At 74.0% G+C, this 15,989-nt stretch carries 10 protein-coding genes; 1 reads left to right on the top strand and 9 read right to left on the bottom strand.

What is annotated here, in order from left to right:
- Both AB0D53_RS15210 and AB0D53_RS15205 read right to left on the bottom strand, forming a co-directional pair.
- Nucleotides 1-3,300: an ABC transporter permease gene (locus tag AB0D53_RS15210; RefSeq protein WP_362445503.1), complete on the bottom strand. Its 3,300-nt coding sequence runs from the start codon at nt 3,298-3,300 to the stop codon at nt 1-3.
- 177 nt (nt 3,301-3,477) lie between these two features.
- A complete protein-coding gene (locus AB0D53_RS15205; protein WP_362445500.1) occupies nt 3,478-3,882 on the bottom strand; it encodes a globin in 405 nt (134 codons plus the stop codon).
- 132 nt (nt 3,883-4,014) lie between these two features.
- Here AB0D53_RS15205 and AB0D53_RS15200 point away from each other — a divergent pair, with 132 nt between their 5' ends.
- Entirely contained in the window at nt 4,015-4,995 is a 981-nt protein-coding gene (locus tag AB0D53_RS15200) for a methyltransferase domain-containing protein (RefSeq protein ID WP_362445497.1), read from the top strand.
- A gap of 6 nt (nt 4,996-5,001) precedes the next feature.
- Here AB0D53_RS15200 and AB0D53_RS15195 read toward each other — a convergent pair whose 3' ends face one another.
- The 7 genes from AB0D53_RS15195 to AB0D53_RS15165 all read right to left on the bottom strand — a co-directional run bounded on the left by AB0D53_RS15195 (nt 5,002) and on the right by AB0D53_RS15165 (nt 15,934).
- Nucleotides 5,002-6,240 carry an FHA domain-containing protein gene (locus AB0D53_RS15195; protein ID WP_362445494.1) on the bottom strand — a complete coding sequence of 413 codons (1,239 nt, stop codon included), beginning with the start codon at nt 6,238-6,240 and terminating at the stop codon, nt 5,002-5,004.
- Between the two features lie 155 nt (nt 6,241-6,395).
- Entirely contained in the window at nt 6,396-7,754 is a 1,359-nt protein-coding gene (locus AB0D53_RS15190; RefSeq protein WP_362445491.1) for a VWA domain-containing protein, read from the bottom strand.
- Between the two features lie 121 nt (nt 7,755-7,875).
- A complete protein-coding gene (locus tag AB0D53_RS15185; RefSeq protein ID WP_362445488.1) occupies nt 7,876-9,255 on the bottom strand; it encodes a protein phosphatase 2C domain-containing protein in 1,380 nt (459 codons plus the stop codon).
- 2 nt (nt 9,256-9,257) lie between these two features.
- Entirely contained in the window at nt 9,258-12,041 is a 2,784-nt protein-coding gene (locus AB0D53_RS15180) for a tetratricopeptide repeat protein (RefSeq protein ID WP_362445485.1), read from the bottom strand.
- 61 nt (nt 12,042-12,102) lie between these two features.
- Nucleotides 12,103-13,428 (bottom strand): hypothetical protein, encoded by a 1,326-nt coding sequence (locus tag AB0D53_RS15175; protein ID WP_362445482.1) that lies wholly within the window; start codon nt 13,426-13,428, stop codon nt 12,103-12,105.
- 104 nt (nt 13,429-13,532) lie between these two features.
- Nucleotides 13,533-14,588 (bottom strand): glutamate ABC transporter substrate-binding protein, encoded by a 1,056-nt coding sequence (locus AB0D53_RS15170; RefSeq protein WP_362445479.1) that lies wholly within the window; start codon nt 14,586-14,588, stop codon nt 13,533-13,535.
- Nucleotides 14,589-14,599: 11 nt separating this feature from the next.
- On the bottom strand, nt 14,600-15,934 hold the full coding sequence (locus AB0D53_RS15165; RefSeq protein ID WP_362445672.1) for a hypothetical protein: 1,335 nt from the start codon (nt 15,932-15,934) through the stop codon (nt 14,600-14,602).
- Between the last annotated feature and the right edge of the window lie 55 nt (nt 15,935-15,989).

Raw genomic sequence — 15,989 nt, 5'->3', positions numbered from 1 at the left:
TCAGTTGTCCCCCTGGACGCGCAGCGAGGCCGCGGGGTCGGCGCCGCGCAGAGCGAGCGCCACGACGATCACCAGCGGCAGCGCGGCGACGCCTGCCAGCAGCGCCGCGATCTGCCCGGCCGGCAATTGCACCAGCACCCCGGGCACCGGCGCGGTGGCCTGTCCGGTCAGTACGACGAGCGGTACGACGGCGCGGTTCAGCACGGCCCCGAGCACGGTTCCGACCAGCAGCGCGATCGCGATGAGCACGCCCTGTTCGGCGGCGATCATCCGGGTCAGCCGGCGGCGCGGGGTACCCAGCGCCCGCAGGACGGCGAACTCGGCGGCCCTCTCCCGCTGGGCGCCGACGGCGCTCACCGCGAAGCCGACCGCGGCCAGGGCCGCGGCGACCACCGCCACCGCGGGCAGCGCGGACTGCGGCCCGGCGCCCAGCGGATCGCCGACCAGTTCCCGCGCGATCTCGTCCCGCACCAGGACCTGCGCCGGATCGGTGTCGGGCTGCGCCCGCAGCGCGGCGGCGGCCTTCGCGGCCTGCCCGGGGGCGGTGCTCAGCCACCACTCGTTGGCGGTGAGCACGGCGCCGGGGCGCTGGGCGAAGACCTGGCCGACGGCCCGGAAGTCGAGCAGCAGGGCTCCGCCGTCGCGGTCCTCGGCGCGTTCGGCGGCGGAGTCGTCCGCGCCGGTGCCGGTGGTCGGCAGCCGGCGCACCACGTCCGCGATCCTCACCCGGAGGGTCTCGCCGGCCAGCGTCACATCGACGCTCTGGCCCTTCTTCGCTCCGGCGGCCTTCAGATACGCGTCGGTGACGATCGCCTTCGGCATCGGGGCGTTCGGGCGGGGCGCGGTGACCCGTACGGAGAAGGCGGGCGTGTAGTTCCACGCGTTCGGGGCGGAGCCGGTGTGGTACCCGACGGCCAGCGGACTCTTCGCGGAGGCCGTCGCGTCGACCGCCTCGCCGGGCTCCGCCTCGCCACCGTTGCCGGTGCCGGTCAGCTCGGCACGCCAGCCGAACCCCTCGGGGACCGGGACCGGGTGCTCGGTGCCGTCGGCCGTCACGGTCCGCAGGGCACCGATGGCGAGCCGCTGCGATTCGTCCGAGCCGGTCGGCCGGTTGCCGCTCAGCTCGAACCCGGTCACCGCGAGCCCACCCGCGGCGGCCACCGCGAAGTCGACCGGATGCGCCTTGCCGTCCACGGGCACGGCCCCGGCCGGCACCCGGTACGGCAGTCCGTAGCGGTCCTCCAGCAGCACGGCCAGTACCGGATCGTCGGCCGTCGACGCGTGCGCCCCGGCCACGGTGATCCGTACGTCGAGCCGGAGCCGCTCGCTGTGCTCCGGGAGTGCCAGCCCGGCCCGCGCGGGCTTCGGCGGGTCGAGCGGGTCGAACAGCCGCTCGCGCGGCCGGTCGCCGAGGTCGTCGCGGATCAGCATCCGCTCGGTGGCGTGCGCGGTGTCCAGGGCGACGACCGCGGCGGTCCGGTCGCCCGAGAGCTCCGTGGTCGCGCGGAACGCGGGCGCGGCGTCCCGCACCCCCGGCAGCCCCGCGTACCCGCCCGCCTTCGCCGGATCGTCGTCGGCACCGGTCGTCACACGCAGCGACGCACCGGCCCTGAAGTCCGCCTGGTCGCTCTGCGAACGGTCCCAGGAGGCGCGCTGCCCGACGGCCAGCATGCCCATCGCCACCGCGAGGACCAGCAGCAGCACGGGCCCGGCATTGCGCAGCGGGCGCCGGCTGAGCTGCCAGCCGGACAGGGCCACCATGAGCCCCCGGCCGCCCGCCGCACCGCGCTCCGCGAGCCGGGCCGCGGGCGGCAGCAGCCGCAGCGTCAGCACGGTGCCCGCGAGCAGGAGCAGCGCGGGCGCCGCGACCAGCAGCGGATCGACGCCGAGCCGGCCCTGCCGGTCCCCGCTCAGCACGCCGCCGCCGACATCCGCGGCCCGGCGGTCGAGCTGCCAGTACGCCACCGCCGCGATCGCCAGCAGCCCGAGGTCGGCGCCCGCCCGCAGCGGCGCGGGCAGCGAGGCGGTCCGGCCGCCCCGGCGCTCCCCGGCGCCCGCCGCCAGCGCGGGCGCCACCACGGCCAGCGCGCAGGCGAGCGCGGTGACCACGGCGACCAGCCAGACGGTGGCGGTGGCACCGCCGTCGAGCCGCAGTCCGATGCGGGACAGTGCGCCGCGGCCCGCGAGCAGCCGGGTCAGCGGCCCGGCGAGCAGCGGGGCCACGAGCGCGGCGGGCAGCGCGAGCAGCAGGGCCTCGATCGCGGCGAGCGCCGTGACGCGGCCGCGCGAGCCGCCACGGGCCCGCAGCACACGGGTCTCGCCGTCGCGTTCGCTGCTCAGCAGCCGGGCCACCAGCAGCAGCGCGTATCCCGCGAGCAGCACCAGCTGGACGGCCACGATCATCAGCGTCGAGCGGGAGACCAGCAGTGCCCGGTCGATCTGCTCCAGCACCCGGGGGAGCGAGGTCCGCGCGGTGGCACCGCTCTTGAACTCGGGGGCCGCCGTCACCGTCTTCGGAGCGGCCGTGGCGGTGCTGTGCAGGGCCTCGATGCGGTCCGTGGTGACGGTGCGGAAGTCGGCGGCGGCCAGCCAGGACATCGTTGCGGAACTGATCCGTCCGGTGTCGGCCGCGTCGGGGGCGGTGAGCAGCGGGCCGTAGGTGGTGAAGGCGAGCTTGCGGACGCCACGCCCGCCGAGCTCGTCGAGCTGCCAGTAGGGATCGGCCGGGTCGGACACCTCGTACACGCCCGTGACCAGGACGTGCAGCGGCTTGTCGGTCAGCCGGTCGGTGACGGTGATCCGCGCACCGGGCTTCATCCTCAACGCCTCGGCGGCCGGCCGCGGCAGGGCGACCTGGACGGGCCCGTCGGACTTCTCGCCGGCCACCGGCATGCGGCCCGCGGTGATACGGACCCGGCTGCGGTCGACCGAGGCGAAGTGGGTGAGATCGGGCTCGCCGCCCCGGGCCTGCGGGGCCCGCAGCTCGCGCGGCAGCGCGTACGCCCCCGAGGTCTCCAGCGTCCGGACGGTCACCGGAAGGCCGTCGAAGGCCTCGTGGGCGGCTTTCCGGGCGATCGCGTCGGCCGCGTCCCGCTGCGCGGGCGCCACCTGGGCGGACATCACGAGGGAGGCGTCGGCCGCCGAACGGTGGGTCAGCGCGTGGCGGAGCGCCGCGTCGCCGACGGAGCCGGAGAAGGCGGTCAGTGCCGCCAGCACCGACGTGGTCAGCACGACGGCCAGGAGGGCCGCGGAGAGCAGGAGCCGATGGGCCCGCACCCGGAGAAAGACGAACCCCGTCACTCACGCCCCCCTGGGCCCTGGTCACACTCACGCCCCCCGGCGTTCTACGGATGCTTTCAAGGCGCATGTGCTCTTGGAAACCGCTTGCGGCCGTACTTGATCCGATTGTGACCGTATATCGGTCACGGAAGACCGTATTCCGCGCCTTGGGCAGGGGGTCGGTGGGGGAGAAGGGGGTCAGCCCTGGGTGTTCACCATCGAGGCCGCGGCGTAGGTCAGGTAGTCCCACAGCTGCCGCTCGTGCTCCGGCGTCAGCCCGAGCTCGTCGAGGGCCACCCGCATATGGCTCAGCCAGGCGTCGTGCGCCGCCCGGTCCACCCGGAAAGGAACGTGCCGCATCCGCAGCCGCGGGTGCCCGCGCTGCTCGCCGTAGGTACGGGGCCCGCCCCAGTACTGCATCAGGAACAGCGCGAACCGCTCCTCGGCCGGGCCCAGATCCTCCTCCGGGTACATCGGCCGCAGCAGCGGGTCCTCCGCGACCCCCTGGTAGAAGCGGTGCACCAGGCGCCGGAAGGTCTCCTCGCCGCCGACCTGCTCGTAGAAGGTCTGCTCCTGCAGCGTGTCGCGCGGAATCTCTGTCACCCGTCCATCGTCGCAGACGCACCGGCCGAGGACCGGGGTCCTAGGACCACCCGGGCAGCTCCGGGCGGTCCGGCGGCCCCTCGCCCGCCCGGGTTCCTGGCCCCCGGGCCCCGGACGCAGGAAGGTGGAGGTATGGACACGCACTCCGACCGGTTCGCCGTGGCCGCCGCCGAGGAGCGGTGGGCGATGGTGCGCTCCATCGCGGCCGACGGGGCGCTGCGCGACCCCGACTGGCGGGCCGCCTTCGAGGAGGTGCCGCGGCATCTGTTCGTGCCGTACTACTTCGTGGCCGGCGGCTACGACCGCCTGTGGTGCGAGGACCCCGACCCGGTCCGGCGGGCCCGCTGGCTGCGCGGGGCGTACGAGGACGGCCCGCTGGCCACCCGGATCAAGGACGGCGAACTGATCTCGTCGAGCAGCCAGCCGTCACTGATGGCCCGGATGCTCGAAGAGCTGGACGTACAGGACGGACAGCGGGTCCTGGAGATCGGCGCGGGCAGCGGCTACAACGCCGCGCTGCTCACCCACCGGCTCGGCGACGACGCCGTGACCACCGTCGACCTCGACCCGGAGATCACCGAGTCGGCCCGCCGGCACCTGGCCGCGGCCGGGTACCACCCGGCGGTGATCACCGGGGACGGGACCCGGGGCTGGCCCCCGCGCGGCCCGTACGACCGGATCATCGCGACCTGCACCCTGCCGGGCGTACCCCAGCCGTGGCTGGAGCAGTGCGTGCCGGGCGCCCGGATCCTGGCCCCGTTCGCCACGGGACTGATCGCGCTGCGGGTACGGGACGGGGCACACGGCAGATACGCCGAGGGCCGGTTCCTGCACACGGCCGCCTACTTCGTACCGCTGCGCGGCGTCCCGGCGCGGGCCGCACGGCACCCGCACACCGGCGCGGTGCCCAGGCGCGTCAGCGAGAACGACCTCTTCCGCTTCATGCTGGCGCTGACCGAGGGCTCCCTCGACCCGCGCGAGGCCCACTCCCTCTGGCGGCGCGAGCAGCGCCCCGAGCGGGAGAGGTTCGGCATCACGGTCAGGGACGGGCGGCAGTGGGCCTGGCTGGACAACCCCGAGGGGCCGTACGCCTGGCCACTGCCCACCGTGTGACGCGGATCAGCCCCGGCGGATCGTGATCGTCGTCCACGCCCCGACATGCACCCGGTCGCCGTCCTGGAGCGGGACGGGGACATAGGGCTGGATCGGGTCCTCGGCACCGTTGAGCGTGGTGCCGTTGGTGGAGTTCTGGTCGACCACGGCCCAGCTGCCGTCGGGCTGCTGCACCAGCACCGCGTGCTGGTGCGAGACACCCGGGTCCTCCGGCGGCACGGACAGATCGATGTCGGGGGACTCGCCGGTGCTCTGCCGGCGGCGGCCGATGGTGACCTGGTTGCCGGAGAGCGGAAGCTGCTGCTCCGGGGAGTACGCGGGCAGGTTCAGCCCGGTCGCCTCGGGGCCGCTGCGCTGCATCATCGCCAGGAAGTACTCACGGTCCGGGGCGATGACCGCGGTCCAGCTCGCGGGCGGCTGGTTCTGGCCCGGCCCCGGGAACGGCGGCTGTTGCTGCTGCGGCGGGGCCGGCTGCTGCTGCGGGGGCTGGGTACGGGACGGCGGCGACAGCATCCAGTCGTCGTCACCGCCTCCCTGCGGTCCCTGCGGCGGTCCCTGCGGCTGCGGTCCCTGCGGCGCGGGCGGCTGAGGGGCCGGCGGCTGCGGGGCGGGCGGCGCCGACTGCTGCTGGAACGGCGGCGGTGCGGACTGCTGCTGGAACGGAGAGGGCGGCGCCGACTGCTGCTGGAAGGACGGCGGAGGCGGCGGACCCTGCTGGAACGGCGGCGGGGGCGACTGCGGGCCGGGGGCCGGGGGCGACTGCGGGCCAGGTCCGGGCACCGGGGGACCCGGGGGGGTCCCCGGCTCGGAGGAGAGCGGCTCGGCCGGACGGTTCACCTGCGAGGGCCGCGAACCCTGGTACTCGAACGGATCGCGCGGCCGCGGGGCCGGCGGCTGCTGCGCCTGGAAGCCGGGCGGCAGATGGAGACCGGGCGGCGGGCCGGGAACGCCGTGGGCCGGGGCCAGCGGCGTGTACGAGGTCGCGGTGTTCGTGAGGAAGTTCCAGCGGCACTCCTCGCAGAACGGCGCCATCGCCTCGCGGGGCGTGCGGCACTGCGGGCAGAGCTCCGCCTGCTGGGTCGCGTCGGCCCCGGGGCCGGGCGGGTAGCCGTAGCCGGGAGCGGGCGGCGGAGGCGGCGGCGGGGGGACCGCGCCCGCAGGCGCGCCCGCGCCGGTCATGCGATGGCCGCAGACCTCGCACCAGTCATCGGAACCCGACTGGTGTCCGTTCGGGCAGGTCGGCATGTCGGCGCTTCCCCCTCTCCTGGGCCGGCCCCGGGGCCGGCGTATTCTTCCTGCTCTTCGCCCCCCGGCGGAGCGTTCCGCCGGGCGGTCCGACTATGCGGCTCTGTGCTTTTCGCCGTACGGTTCCGTGCTTTTCCCGCCGTACGGCTCGGTGGTCACTTCTTGACGCGAACGGTCTTGGTCGAGCGCGTTTCGAGTGTCATCTCGTCGGCGTCCGCGACCTTGGCCTTCAGTCGCACAGTACCGGTCGCCGCGTCCACGACGTCCACCACCTTCGAAAGCAGTTTCGCAGTGTCCTCGTTTCCGGACGCCGACGCCAGCTGCACCGCGCGGCCCAGTTTCGCGGTCGCGCCGTCGAAGTCCCCCGACTTGCGGGCATCGAGTCCCTGCTGGATGACCTGGGCCAGTTCCGCCTGGCCGGTGTAGTGCGCGACCTGCGGATTGATCGAGGTGGACGCCACCATGTCCTCGGTCCATACGGCCCTGACCAGGCCCTGCGAAAGCGTCTGGGGAGCCCCGCCCGACGGGTCGGGGAGGATCAGCGAGACCCGGGAAGCCAGCATCTCCTGCCCGATCCCGGCCTGCGGCACCTGCACGCACACGTGGTAATCGCGGGACTCGTCGCCCCAGGAGCCCGTGGGATAGTCCCCGGCGCGGGGGCCCGCCTCGGTGCGCCGGCCGGTCAGATCGACCACCGTCGGTGCGACCTGTTTCACAAACCTGATCTCCACCCCGACGGGCGTCCAGAGCCGCAGCGCGACGTCCGCGACCTCCTTGCCCATCGCGTTCTCCATCATCCGTGTGAAGTCGGCTGCCAGCCCCGCCGGGTCGGCGACGATGTCGGCCGTGCCGAGCAGCGCGGTGGCGACCGCTGTGACCTCTTTCACCTCCCAGTCGGTGCCGACACCGCGGGCGTCACAGGTGAAGCGGCCGGCGCAGGACTCCAGCGCGGCCCGCAGGTCCTCCGGGGCCTCGTGCTCGTTGCGGCCGTCGGTGAGCAGGATGCCGTGCCGGATGTCCACATCGGCCGCGCCGAGCAGCCGGTCGGCCAGCCGCAGCCAGGTGCCGATCGCCGTACCGCCACCGGCGCCGAGCGCGCGCAGGGCCTCCTTCGCCTGGGCCCTGGTCCGCGCGTCGGCCACGGCGAGCCTGCCGTTGCCCGGGTAGACCTCCTTGGCGACATGCGTACCGCCGACGACGGCGAACGAGGTGCCGTCGCGCAGAGTGTCGATGGCCGCGGCCGTGGCGTCGCGGGCGTTGCGCATCTTCGTCGGCGGATAGTCCATCGAACCGGAGCAGTCGACCATGATCACCACGGCGGCCCTCGGCGCCTGCCCGGAGTCGCGCGCGGCCGTCGCCGCCGCACCGGACAGCGGGACGCCGCCGGTGGTGCCGCCCCCGGTCGAGGTGACCGTGACGATCGCGTTGACCTCGCGTCCGCCTTCCGGCAGATATTCGTTCTGGTACACCTCGACGGAGAACTGCGGCACGTTCGACTTGGAGAAGTTGGCCATCTGGTCGGCTCCTTGGGACTCCAGGTGTCGGATGAAGACAGCTGTGAGCGAAGAAAAACGGGCGAAGGCGGCGGGGCGGGGCGGACGGTCGGAACTGGAACCAAGCGTTACGGAACGGGACTCACGGGGTACCGCACGCCGATCCTGCCCCCTGCGGCTCCACGGCGAACGGCAGCAGAGCCACTGTTACGTTGTCGTGGCCCCCACCGTCGAGCGCATGGCCCACCAGCACCTGGGCACCGTGCAAAGGCCGTTGGTGCGCGTCGGCCGGCACCGCCGCGGCCATCTCGGCCGCCGACTCCGCGTAGTTCCACAGGCCGTCCGTGCAGACGACCACGAGACCGGACCGGTCCGGCTTGAAGGACGCGGTGTGCGGTTCCAGCTCGTACGCGTCGGCGCCGAGCCATCCCGTGATGGCGTGGGCCCGCTCGTCCGCGTACGCCTCGGCCTCGTTCATCAGCCCCGCCGCCACCATCTGCGCGGCCCAGGAGTCGTCCTCGGTCAGCCGGGCGGGCGGGTTGGCGCGGTCGTCGGGGACCCAGTAGACACGGCTGTCGCCGACCCAGCCGACGACCAGCAGGCCGCCCGCCATGATCGAGCCGACCAGGGTGCACGCCGGTGCGTTCTGGTGGCGGTGCCGGTCGTGCTCCATGGCCCGGCCGGGCTCCTGCGCCAGCGCGTTGACCGCCTCGGCGGCCGCGAGGATCGCCTCGTGCATCGCCTGCTGCGGATGGGTGCCGCGCGGCAGCGACTCCAGCAGCGCCTCGTTGGCCGCGCTCGCGGCGGCCGCCGACGCCTCGTCGGGCCGGCTGGCCGAGGAGACACCGTCGCAGACGATCGCGACGACGGCCGGTGAGCCGTCGGGCAGGGCGGTGGTCGACACCGCGAACGAGTCCTCGTTGCGGTGATGGCGCAGCCCCCGGTCGCTGACGGCGGCCACCGAACCGAGCTCCTGCTCCATGTGGTCACGCTCGCGCGGCTGGGCGTGACCGCAGTTCTCGCAGTAGCCGTCGGTGTCGACACTGCCGGCCCGGCAGGCCACACACACCCGGGTACCGGCCGGCGGCGTCGCCACCAACGGTTCCGCGGCGGGGGTACGGGGGTCGGGCGCGGGCGCCGGGGCATCGGCCGGGGGCGCGGCGGCCGGCGCGGGCGCGGCCAGCTCGAAGTCCCCGGACTCGCCCGGCGTTCCCGGTCCGGCCGACGCTCCCGGTGCGGCCGGACCGGCCGGTCCCGATCCGGCGGCTGCGTCGGATCCGTCCGACCCGGCCCGCCGGTCGAGGCGGACCTCCGCCGCGCGGGCCTGGGCACCGCTTTCCGTACTGCTCTCCGCACCGTTCTCCACGGGGACGGTCAGCGCGATCGTCGGGTGGTCCTGGGGGGCGGGGGGCACGGCCGACAGGTCGTACCCGCACGCACCGCAGAACAGGTCCCCCGGCTCCAGCGGCTCCTCGCAGCCGGGGCACTTCGACAGGGCCGTCTCCTGGGGCTTCTGCGACATTTTCACACCCACGTCCGGGGGCGGAAACGGTTGGCCCGCTCCACCAGTTCGATCCTCTCATCGCCGGGCTCCGCAAGCCTGGCGAGCATCCGGTACGAACGCTCGAGCCCGAACCGCAGGCCCCGTTCGTCCAGCTCACTGCCGAGCAGCGTTCTCGGCCCGGTCGGCCCGGCAGGCATGGGCGAGTGCGCCGCCGGGCTGCCGGAGAGCACCCAGTCGAGCGCCGTGCCCAGCACCTCGGTCGACAGCTTCTCCCGGCGCACCGCGTCCAGCCCGAAACCGGCCAGGGCCGAGACCTGGTCGGAGGCGGCCGAAAGATCGTCGATCAGCGGCTCCTCCGGGGCCCGGCCACGCAGCCGGGCACGCACCGCGGCGACCCGGGCCGCCGTGTAGTGGATCGACGCCTCCGGCACCGACTCCAGCGCCCCGACGGCACCGGCCCGGTCCCCGGCGGCGATCCGCACCCGGGCCAGCCCGAAGGCGGCGGAGACGAAGCTCGGGTCGGTCGTCCACACCAGCCGGTAGTACTCGGCGGCGTTGTCCAGCTGGCCCAGCACCTCCGCACAGATCCCCAGCGCCAGCTTGGGCGCCGGCTCACCGGGGAACGCGTCGTACACCGCGTCGAAGGAGAGCGCCGCGTTCTCGTTGTCACCGGTCACCAGCGACGTGACGCCGCGGTACCAGACGACCCGCCAGTCGTCGGGGTACTGGCCCTCCAGTGCCGTCAACGTCTGCCCCGCGGCACCGAGTTCGTTCATCTCCAGGCGGGCGCGCAGCTCGCGCAGCCGGGTCTCCAGCGAGGCCGCGGGCACCGCGTTCAGCGCGGTGATCAGCTCGGCCGGGGCGGTGGTCATCAGCCCGGCCAGGAATCCCGCGTTGGGGTCGCTCGCGTCGACCCGGGGCACGGGCAGCGCGAGCGAGGTGGACCGCACGTCGAGCCCGGCCGGCCGGGCGCCCTCCGGGACCGGGAACCCGGACGGCGCACCGGGGGCGCCCTCCGGGACCCGGGGGCCGGGAATCGCGGCCTGCGCCTGCGCGTACGGGAGGGCCTCGCCGCTCCGGCCCGGCGCGCCGCCGGCCCGGACGTGGGTGGGCGGCGCGGCCGACGGACCGGCCCCCGGCGCGGCGTACCCGGGAGCGGGCGGGGCGCCCGCGGGCAGTGCGCCCGGCGCCGGTGCGGCGGGCGCGACCGGAACCGCGGCCGGTGCGGCGCCCCCCGCCGCGCCCCGCCGCCCGGAACGACCGGACACGGTGTCCCGGCCCCCCAGCCGGGACACGTCGTCCGTCAGCTCCGGGAACAACTGCGTGTCCGTGACCCGTACTTCCGTGCCGAACAGCGTCGAGAGCGCCGGGCGCGGCCGCCCCGTCTGCAGCGACACCACCTCGCGCAGCACACCCGTCAGCTGCTCCGCCATCTCCGCCGCCGAGGCGAACCGCCGCGCCGGATCAGGGTCGGTGGCCCGCACCAGCAGCCGGTAGAACGACTCGTAGGTCCGGAACACCTCGATGTTGTCCGGATCCGGCAGGGAATCCACGAAGACGTTGGTGTAGCCCTGGAAGTCGAAGGTGAGCACCGCGAGCGTCCGCGCGACCGTGTACAGGTCGGAGGCGACCGAGGGTCCGATCTCCGCGACCTCCGGCGCCTGGTATCCCACCGTGCCGTAGATGGCCGACTCGTCGTCGTCCATCCTGCGGACGGCGCCCATGTCGATCAGCTTCAGCTGGTCCTCGGTCTGGATCGCGTTGTCGACCTTGAAGTCGCAGTACAGCAGGTTGCGGCTGTGCAGATGACCGAGCGCCTCCAGCGCCTCGATGCCGTACGCGCAGGCCTGCTCGACCGGCAGCGGATCGCGCTTGCCGGCGGCGTCGCGGCGCTCGTTGGCGATGTCCTTGAGCGCCTTGCCGCCGACGTACTCCATCACGATGTAGCCGTCGAGCGAGCCGGTGCGCTGGTCGAGGTGCTCGACGAAGTTGTAGATCCGGACGATGTTGGAGTGCTCGATCTCGGCGAGGAAGCGGCGCTCGGAGATCGCGGCCGCCATGGCGTCCTGGTCACCGGTGTCGAGCAGGCCCTTGAGCACCACCCAGCGGTCGGAGACCGCACGGTCGACCGCGAGGTAGACCCAGCCGAGCCCGCCGTGCGCCAGACAGCCGGCGACCTCGTACTGACCGTGCACGATGTCGCCCGCGCGGAGCTTGGGCACGAACGAGTAGGGGTGACCGCACTTGGTGCAGAACCCCTCGGTGCGGCCCACCCGTTCCCCGCGGGAGCGGCCGACCGGCGCCCCGCAGTCGGAACGCGAACAGAAACGCTTCCGCTCCGGTACCTCCGGGTTCTCCATCACCGCCGAGCGCGGGTCGGGACGCGGCACGTCCGGTACCTGCACCAGGCCCACGCCCAGCCTGCCCCGGGCGGAGGCGCCCGAGGACGAACCGGAGGAACGCACCGAGACCGAGGGCGAGGTGGCGGAGCCGGACAGCGAACGCGAGAGCCGCCCCGACACCGAACGCCGGGAGGTCGACGAGCGTGACGAGCGGGACGAACGCGAGGACGCCCGGGACGAGGATCCCGAACCGCCCCTGCTGCCCCGGCTGTTCGCGCCGCCCGCGATCCCGGTGGGCGGCGAGCTCACCAGCCCGTTCCCGGGTTCCCGGCTTCGCTCGGACCGGGGAGGCCCCCCTGGCGACACCACCGGAGCCAGACCGCAGGTGTCGCAGTACAGCTCACCGCCGCCCATGTCCTCGTAGCTGCCCTCGCACGCGGGGCGCTGGCACTGCGTACTCATGGTCGGTCCCCCTGATCGCCCCGCCGCCGCAGCGGCCCTTGTGCCGTGCGCACCCCTGTGGTCATCGCCGGTCCTCCGGTTCCGGTGCCCGGCGCTGGGAGAGCAGTTCGGCCGCCGCCTCCTGGTAGCGCAGCACCGCCTGCCCGGCGACCCGCAGATCGCACGGCGCGCTCCACAGCATCCGGCGCGCCGCGTCGTACCGCTCGATCAGCAGCGGGTCCTCGGCCAGACCGTGCCGGGCGACCTTCGCCTTGTACGCGTCGAGCCTGCCGCGCAGCTCCGCCCGCACCGCCAGCGGGGCCGTGACCGCGGTCAACGACTCACGGGCCCGCAGCAATTCGTCCTCGGCCTCCCGCTCCAGCGTCTCCAGGAGCGGGGACAGCCGGTGCCACTGCGCATGCCTGCGGTACTCCGAGGCGGCGGCCAGCCGCTCCTGGAGCACGGTCGCCGGGCCGCTGACCGCGGGCACCTCCGAGGCCGCGATCTTCGCCAGCACCTCGCCGCGCGCCGCCCGGGCCTCGGTCAGGGTGCGGTCCGCGCGGGAGAGCACGTCCCGCAGCTGGACCAGGCGCTGCTCGGCGTCCTGCCGCACCGCGAGCACCGCCTCGATCTCACGGCGTACGTCGTCCAGGGCACGGGCCGCCCGGTCGTAGCGCGCCGTGTCGGGGCGGCCGCCGCCGGGCGCCGAACTGCCCGGCCCCGGCAGCCAGAAGGCGAGCGGATCGGAGATCACCTGGACGCGGAGCGTGGCCAGTTCGTGGGTGATCGCCTCCAGGTCGTCGCCCGCCGGGTGCTCACCGGGCCGCACCCCCACGGAGTGCGCCAGCGAACGCGTGCGGTGCAGCTCGGCGGCGAGCAGGTCTATCCGGGCGGGCAGCGCGGACCACACGGAGTCGGAGGCGACGACCATGTCCAGCGAGCGGGCGTACAGCTCGTTCATCCGGGCGACCAGCTCCTCCAGCGTGAATCGCTCGGAGAGCCTGGCCGGGCCGTTGACCGAAGGATCGGGGCGGGCCGCCGCGTGCGCCACCGTGACGCCCTGGCCGCGCAGCAGCTCGGTGAGGGCCACCAGATCGTCCCGGTTGGGATAGCGGCGCCGGGCCCGCACCGCACGCGCCTGGGCGAGCGCCCCCGCGTAGGCGTCGAAGTACCCCCAGAGCAGCGTGATCGCCTGGTCGGTCGAGGCCCAGCGCTCCCTGGTGACGCCGGTCAGCTCGGCACCCTCCAGGAGCCGGCGGCCCGCATGGTCCTGCAGGGCGAGGAGCGAGGTCTCGATCGCCTCGTGCTCCGCGCCGAGCCGGGCCAGCGCACGGTCCGCGTCGTCCCGGTCCATGACCGGGACGGGGAGCCCGGCCGCATGGCCGGGGAAGGGGCCCGCGACGCCCATCGATCACCTCTCCGCTCCGCCTGCCGGGACGGGCCCCGGCAGGATCAGTACCACTGTCTCTCCGGCCGGGTCCGCTCCGTCGCGCCCACCCGGCCGGCCCGGCGTCAGTTGCTCCGGTACTTGGGGGCCGGCGGGGCCGTTATCCCCGGCAGACCGTCCTCCAGCCAGTTCCGGTACGACTGCATCCAGCGGCTGTCCTTGCCGCCCCTGCGGTAGTCCACCAGAACCTGGTTGACCCTGGCCACCAGGTCGTCGGCGCCGAGCTTCGCCGCCACGCCGTAGTACTCGGTGGTGAACGGCTTGTCGCCCTTGAGTTCGACCGCCGGGTCCTGGGCGGCCTGGCCGGCCGCCAGCGCGTTGTCCGTGACCACCGCGTCGACCTCGCCCAGCTGCAGCCGCACCAGGCAGTCCAGCTGGTTGGGGACGGTGAGCTGGTCCTCGTCCGCCTCGGTGCCGTCGTGCGGGTCCTTGAAGACCGCGCCGAACGACTGCTTCTCCAGCGCCTCGTAGGCGGTGGAGCCCTCGGCGGTGCAGACCCGCTTGCCGGTCAGTGACTTGTCGAAGCCGGTGATCGTCGAGTCCTTCGGCGCGAGGACCTGCTGCCCGGCCTGGAAGTAGGCCGTGGAGAACGAGACCTGCTTCAGCCGGCTGCAGTTGATGGTCATCGTCCGGACGACGACGTCGACCTTGTCGTTCTCCAGTGCCGCGATCCGCTGGTTGGTGGGGATGGCCCGGAAGATCACCGCGTCGCGGTCGCCCAGGATGTTCTCGGCGATGGCCCGCACCAGATCGATGTCGAAGCCTTCGAGCTTGTCCTTGCCCTCACCGGCCGCCGTATTGCGGTAGCCCCAGCTGAAGCTGTTCTGGTCGACGCCCGCGATCAGCTTTCCGCGCTTCTTGATCTTCTCGATGTTCGGGCCGCTGCCGGACGACGGCGGAAGGCTCGCCTCCGGGTCCGTGCAGTCGTCGGCCCTGATCTGCACGGCCCGGGCCGTGCCCGGCCCCGCGGCATCCCCGCCGAGGACCTCGGTGCCGCCGTGGGAGAGCGGCAGCAGGGTGAGCGCGGCCGTCACCGCGCAGGCCGCGGCCATGCCCGTCACCCCGCCCCAGCCGCGCAGCCTGCCGCGGGCGGACCACCGGCCCGCGCGCTTCCTGGTCATCGCTGCCCCTCTCACCGGTACTCCGAGAGCCTGCGGTTGACTCCGACGATCGCGGCCACGGCGGCCAGCGCGGCCAGTGCGGCGGCCCCGGTCGGCAGCCCGCCCAGTGCCCCCTGCCCGTCCTTCGCGGCCCGGGTGAACTCGCCCTGCTCATGGGCGAGCGCCTGCTTCAGCGCCTCGTCCACCCGCTCGAAGGACTCACCCGTCGAGTCCTTCGCCCCGATGATCTGCGTCCGAGCGCCCTCGTAGTCGCCGCTGTCGTCGGCCGTACGGGCCGTCCGGTGGCGGCCCTGCCACTCGGAGACGGCGTCGACGGCCTTCGCCACCGGTCCTCTTCCCTGGTCGTCGTCGGCAAGCTTCCCGGCTCTCCCCAGCTCTTCGCCGAGGGCCTTCATGCCCGTGTTGTAGTCGGTCTCGTACTTGTCGTTCCTGCCGTCCGCGGTGAGCACGGCGCCGCGGGCGACCAGAGTGAGGTTCTCATTGGCGCGCGCCTTCAGCGAGTCGATCCGCGCGTGATTGAGGACATCGAGGGACTGCTGTCCGTTGACATCGGCCCCATGCAGCGCGGACCGCGCCACCGTGTGTCCCACGGCCAGCCACAGCAGCAGCACCGTGGACGCCGCCGTCGCCACGAGCAGTCCGTGGTTGAACACCCGGTTCGTCCTGCGGTAGTTGCGCCGCTGCGCCCAGACCAGCCCGGCCAGCGCCACGACCCCGAGCCCGAGCGAGAAGAACGGCCACGTCCTGGCCGAGTCGCTGTCCTCGCCGAGCCGGCCGGTCTCCGCCGCGTACAGCCGCTCGGCGGCCGGCAGCATCACCTTGCTCATCCGCTGGTTGGCGTACCGGATGTAGGCGCCGCCCAGCGGAAGACCCTGCCGGTTGTTGGCGCGGGCCCGCTCGATCAGACCCGTGTACCGGGGGAGTTCCTTGTTGAGCGTGGTGATCTCCTGGCCGGACTTCGTCGACGCGTCGGTGTTGGCGGCGGCCTTCACCAGGAGGCGGGACGCCTCCTCGATGTCCTTCTCGTACCGGTCGTGGACATCGCGCGGCTCCTGCGCCCCGGCCAGGAAGCCGCTCGCCGCGGCGGTGTCGGCGTCCGCCAGCGAGCGGTAGATGGCCGCCGCGTCGGCGCTCAGCGGCTGGCTGCGGCCCACCACGTCGTCGGCGGCGGACGCCCGGTCGGCGATCTCGAAGGCCGTCACGGCCCCGAACGCCACGACGAGCAGGGCCAGCACGGCCCCGATGATCTGGAGCCTGCCCGGCTCGGTGGTGGCCGCGGCCCGCACCTTGTCGGCCGTCACGGACAGCACACCGCGCTGCGACGGGGCGGGTGCGGTCGCGGACACGGGCGGCTGTGCCCGCTCGTGCTCAGGCGCCGTGCGCACACTCGGCGGGTATGTC

It is taken from the genome of Streptomyces sp. NPDC048295 (assembly GCF_040652135.1).
Classification (GTDB): domain Bacteria; phylum Actinomycetota; class Actinomycetes; order Streptomycetales; family Streptomycetaceae; genus Streptomyces.
The sequence above is the reverse complement of the archived record's forward strand: the minus strand, read 5'-3'. Positions and strand labels throughout refer to the sequence as shown.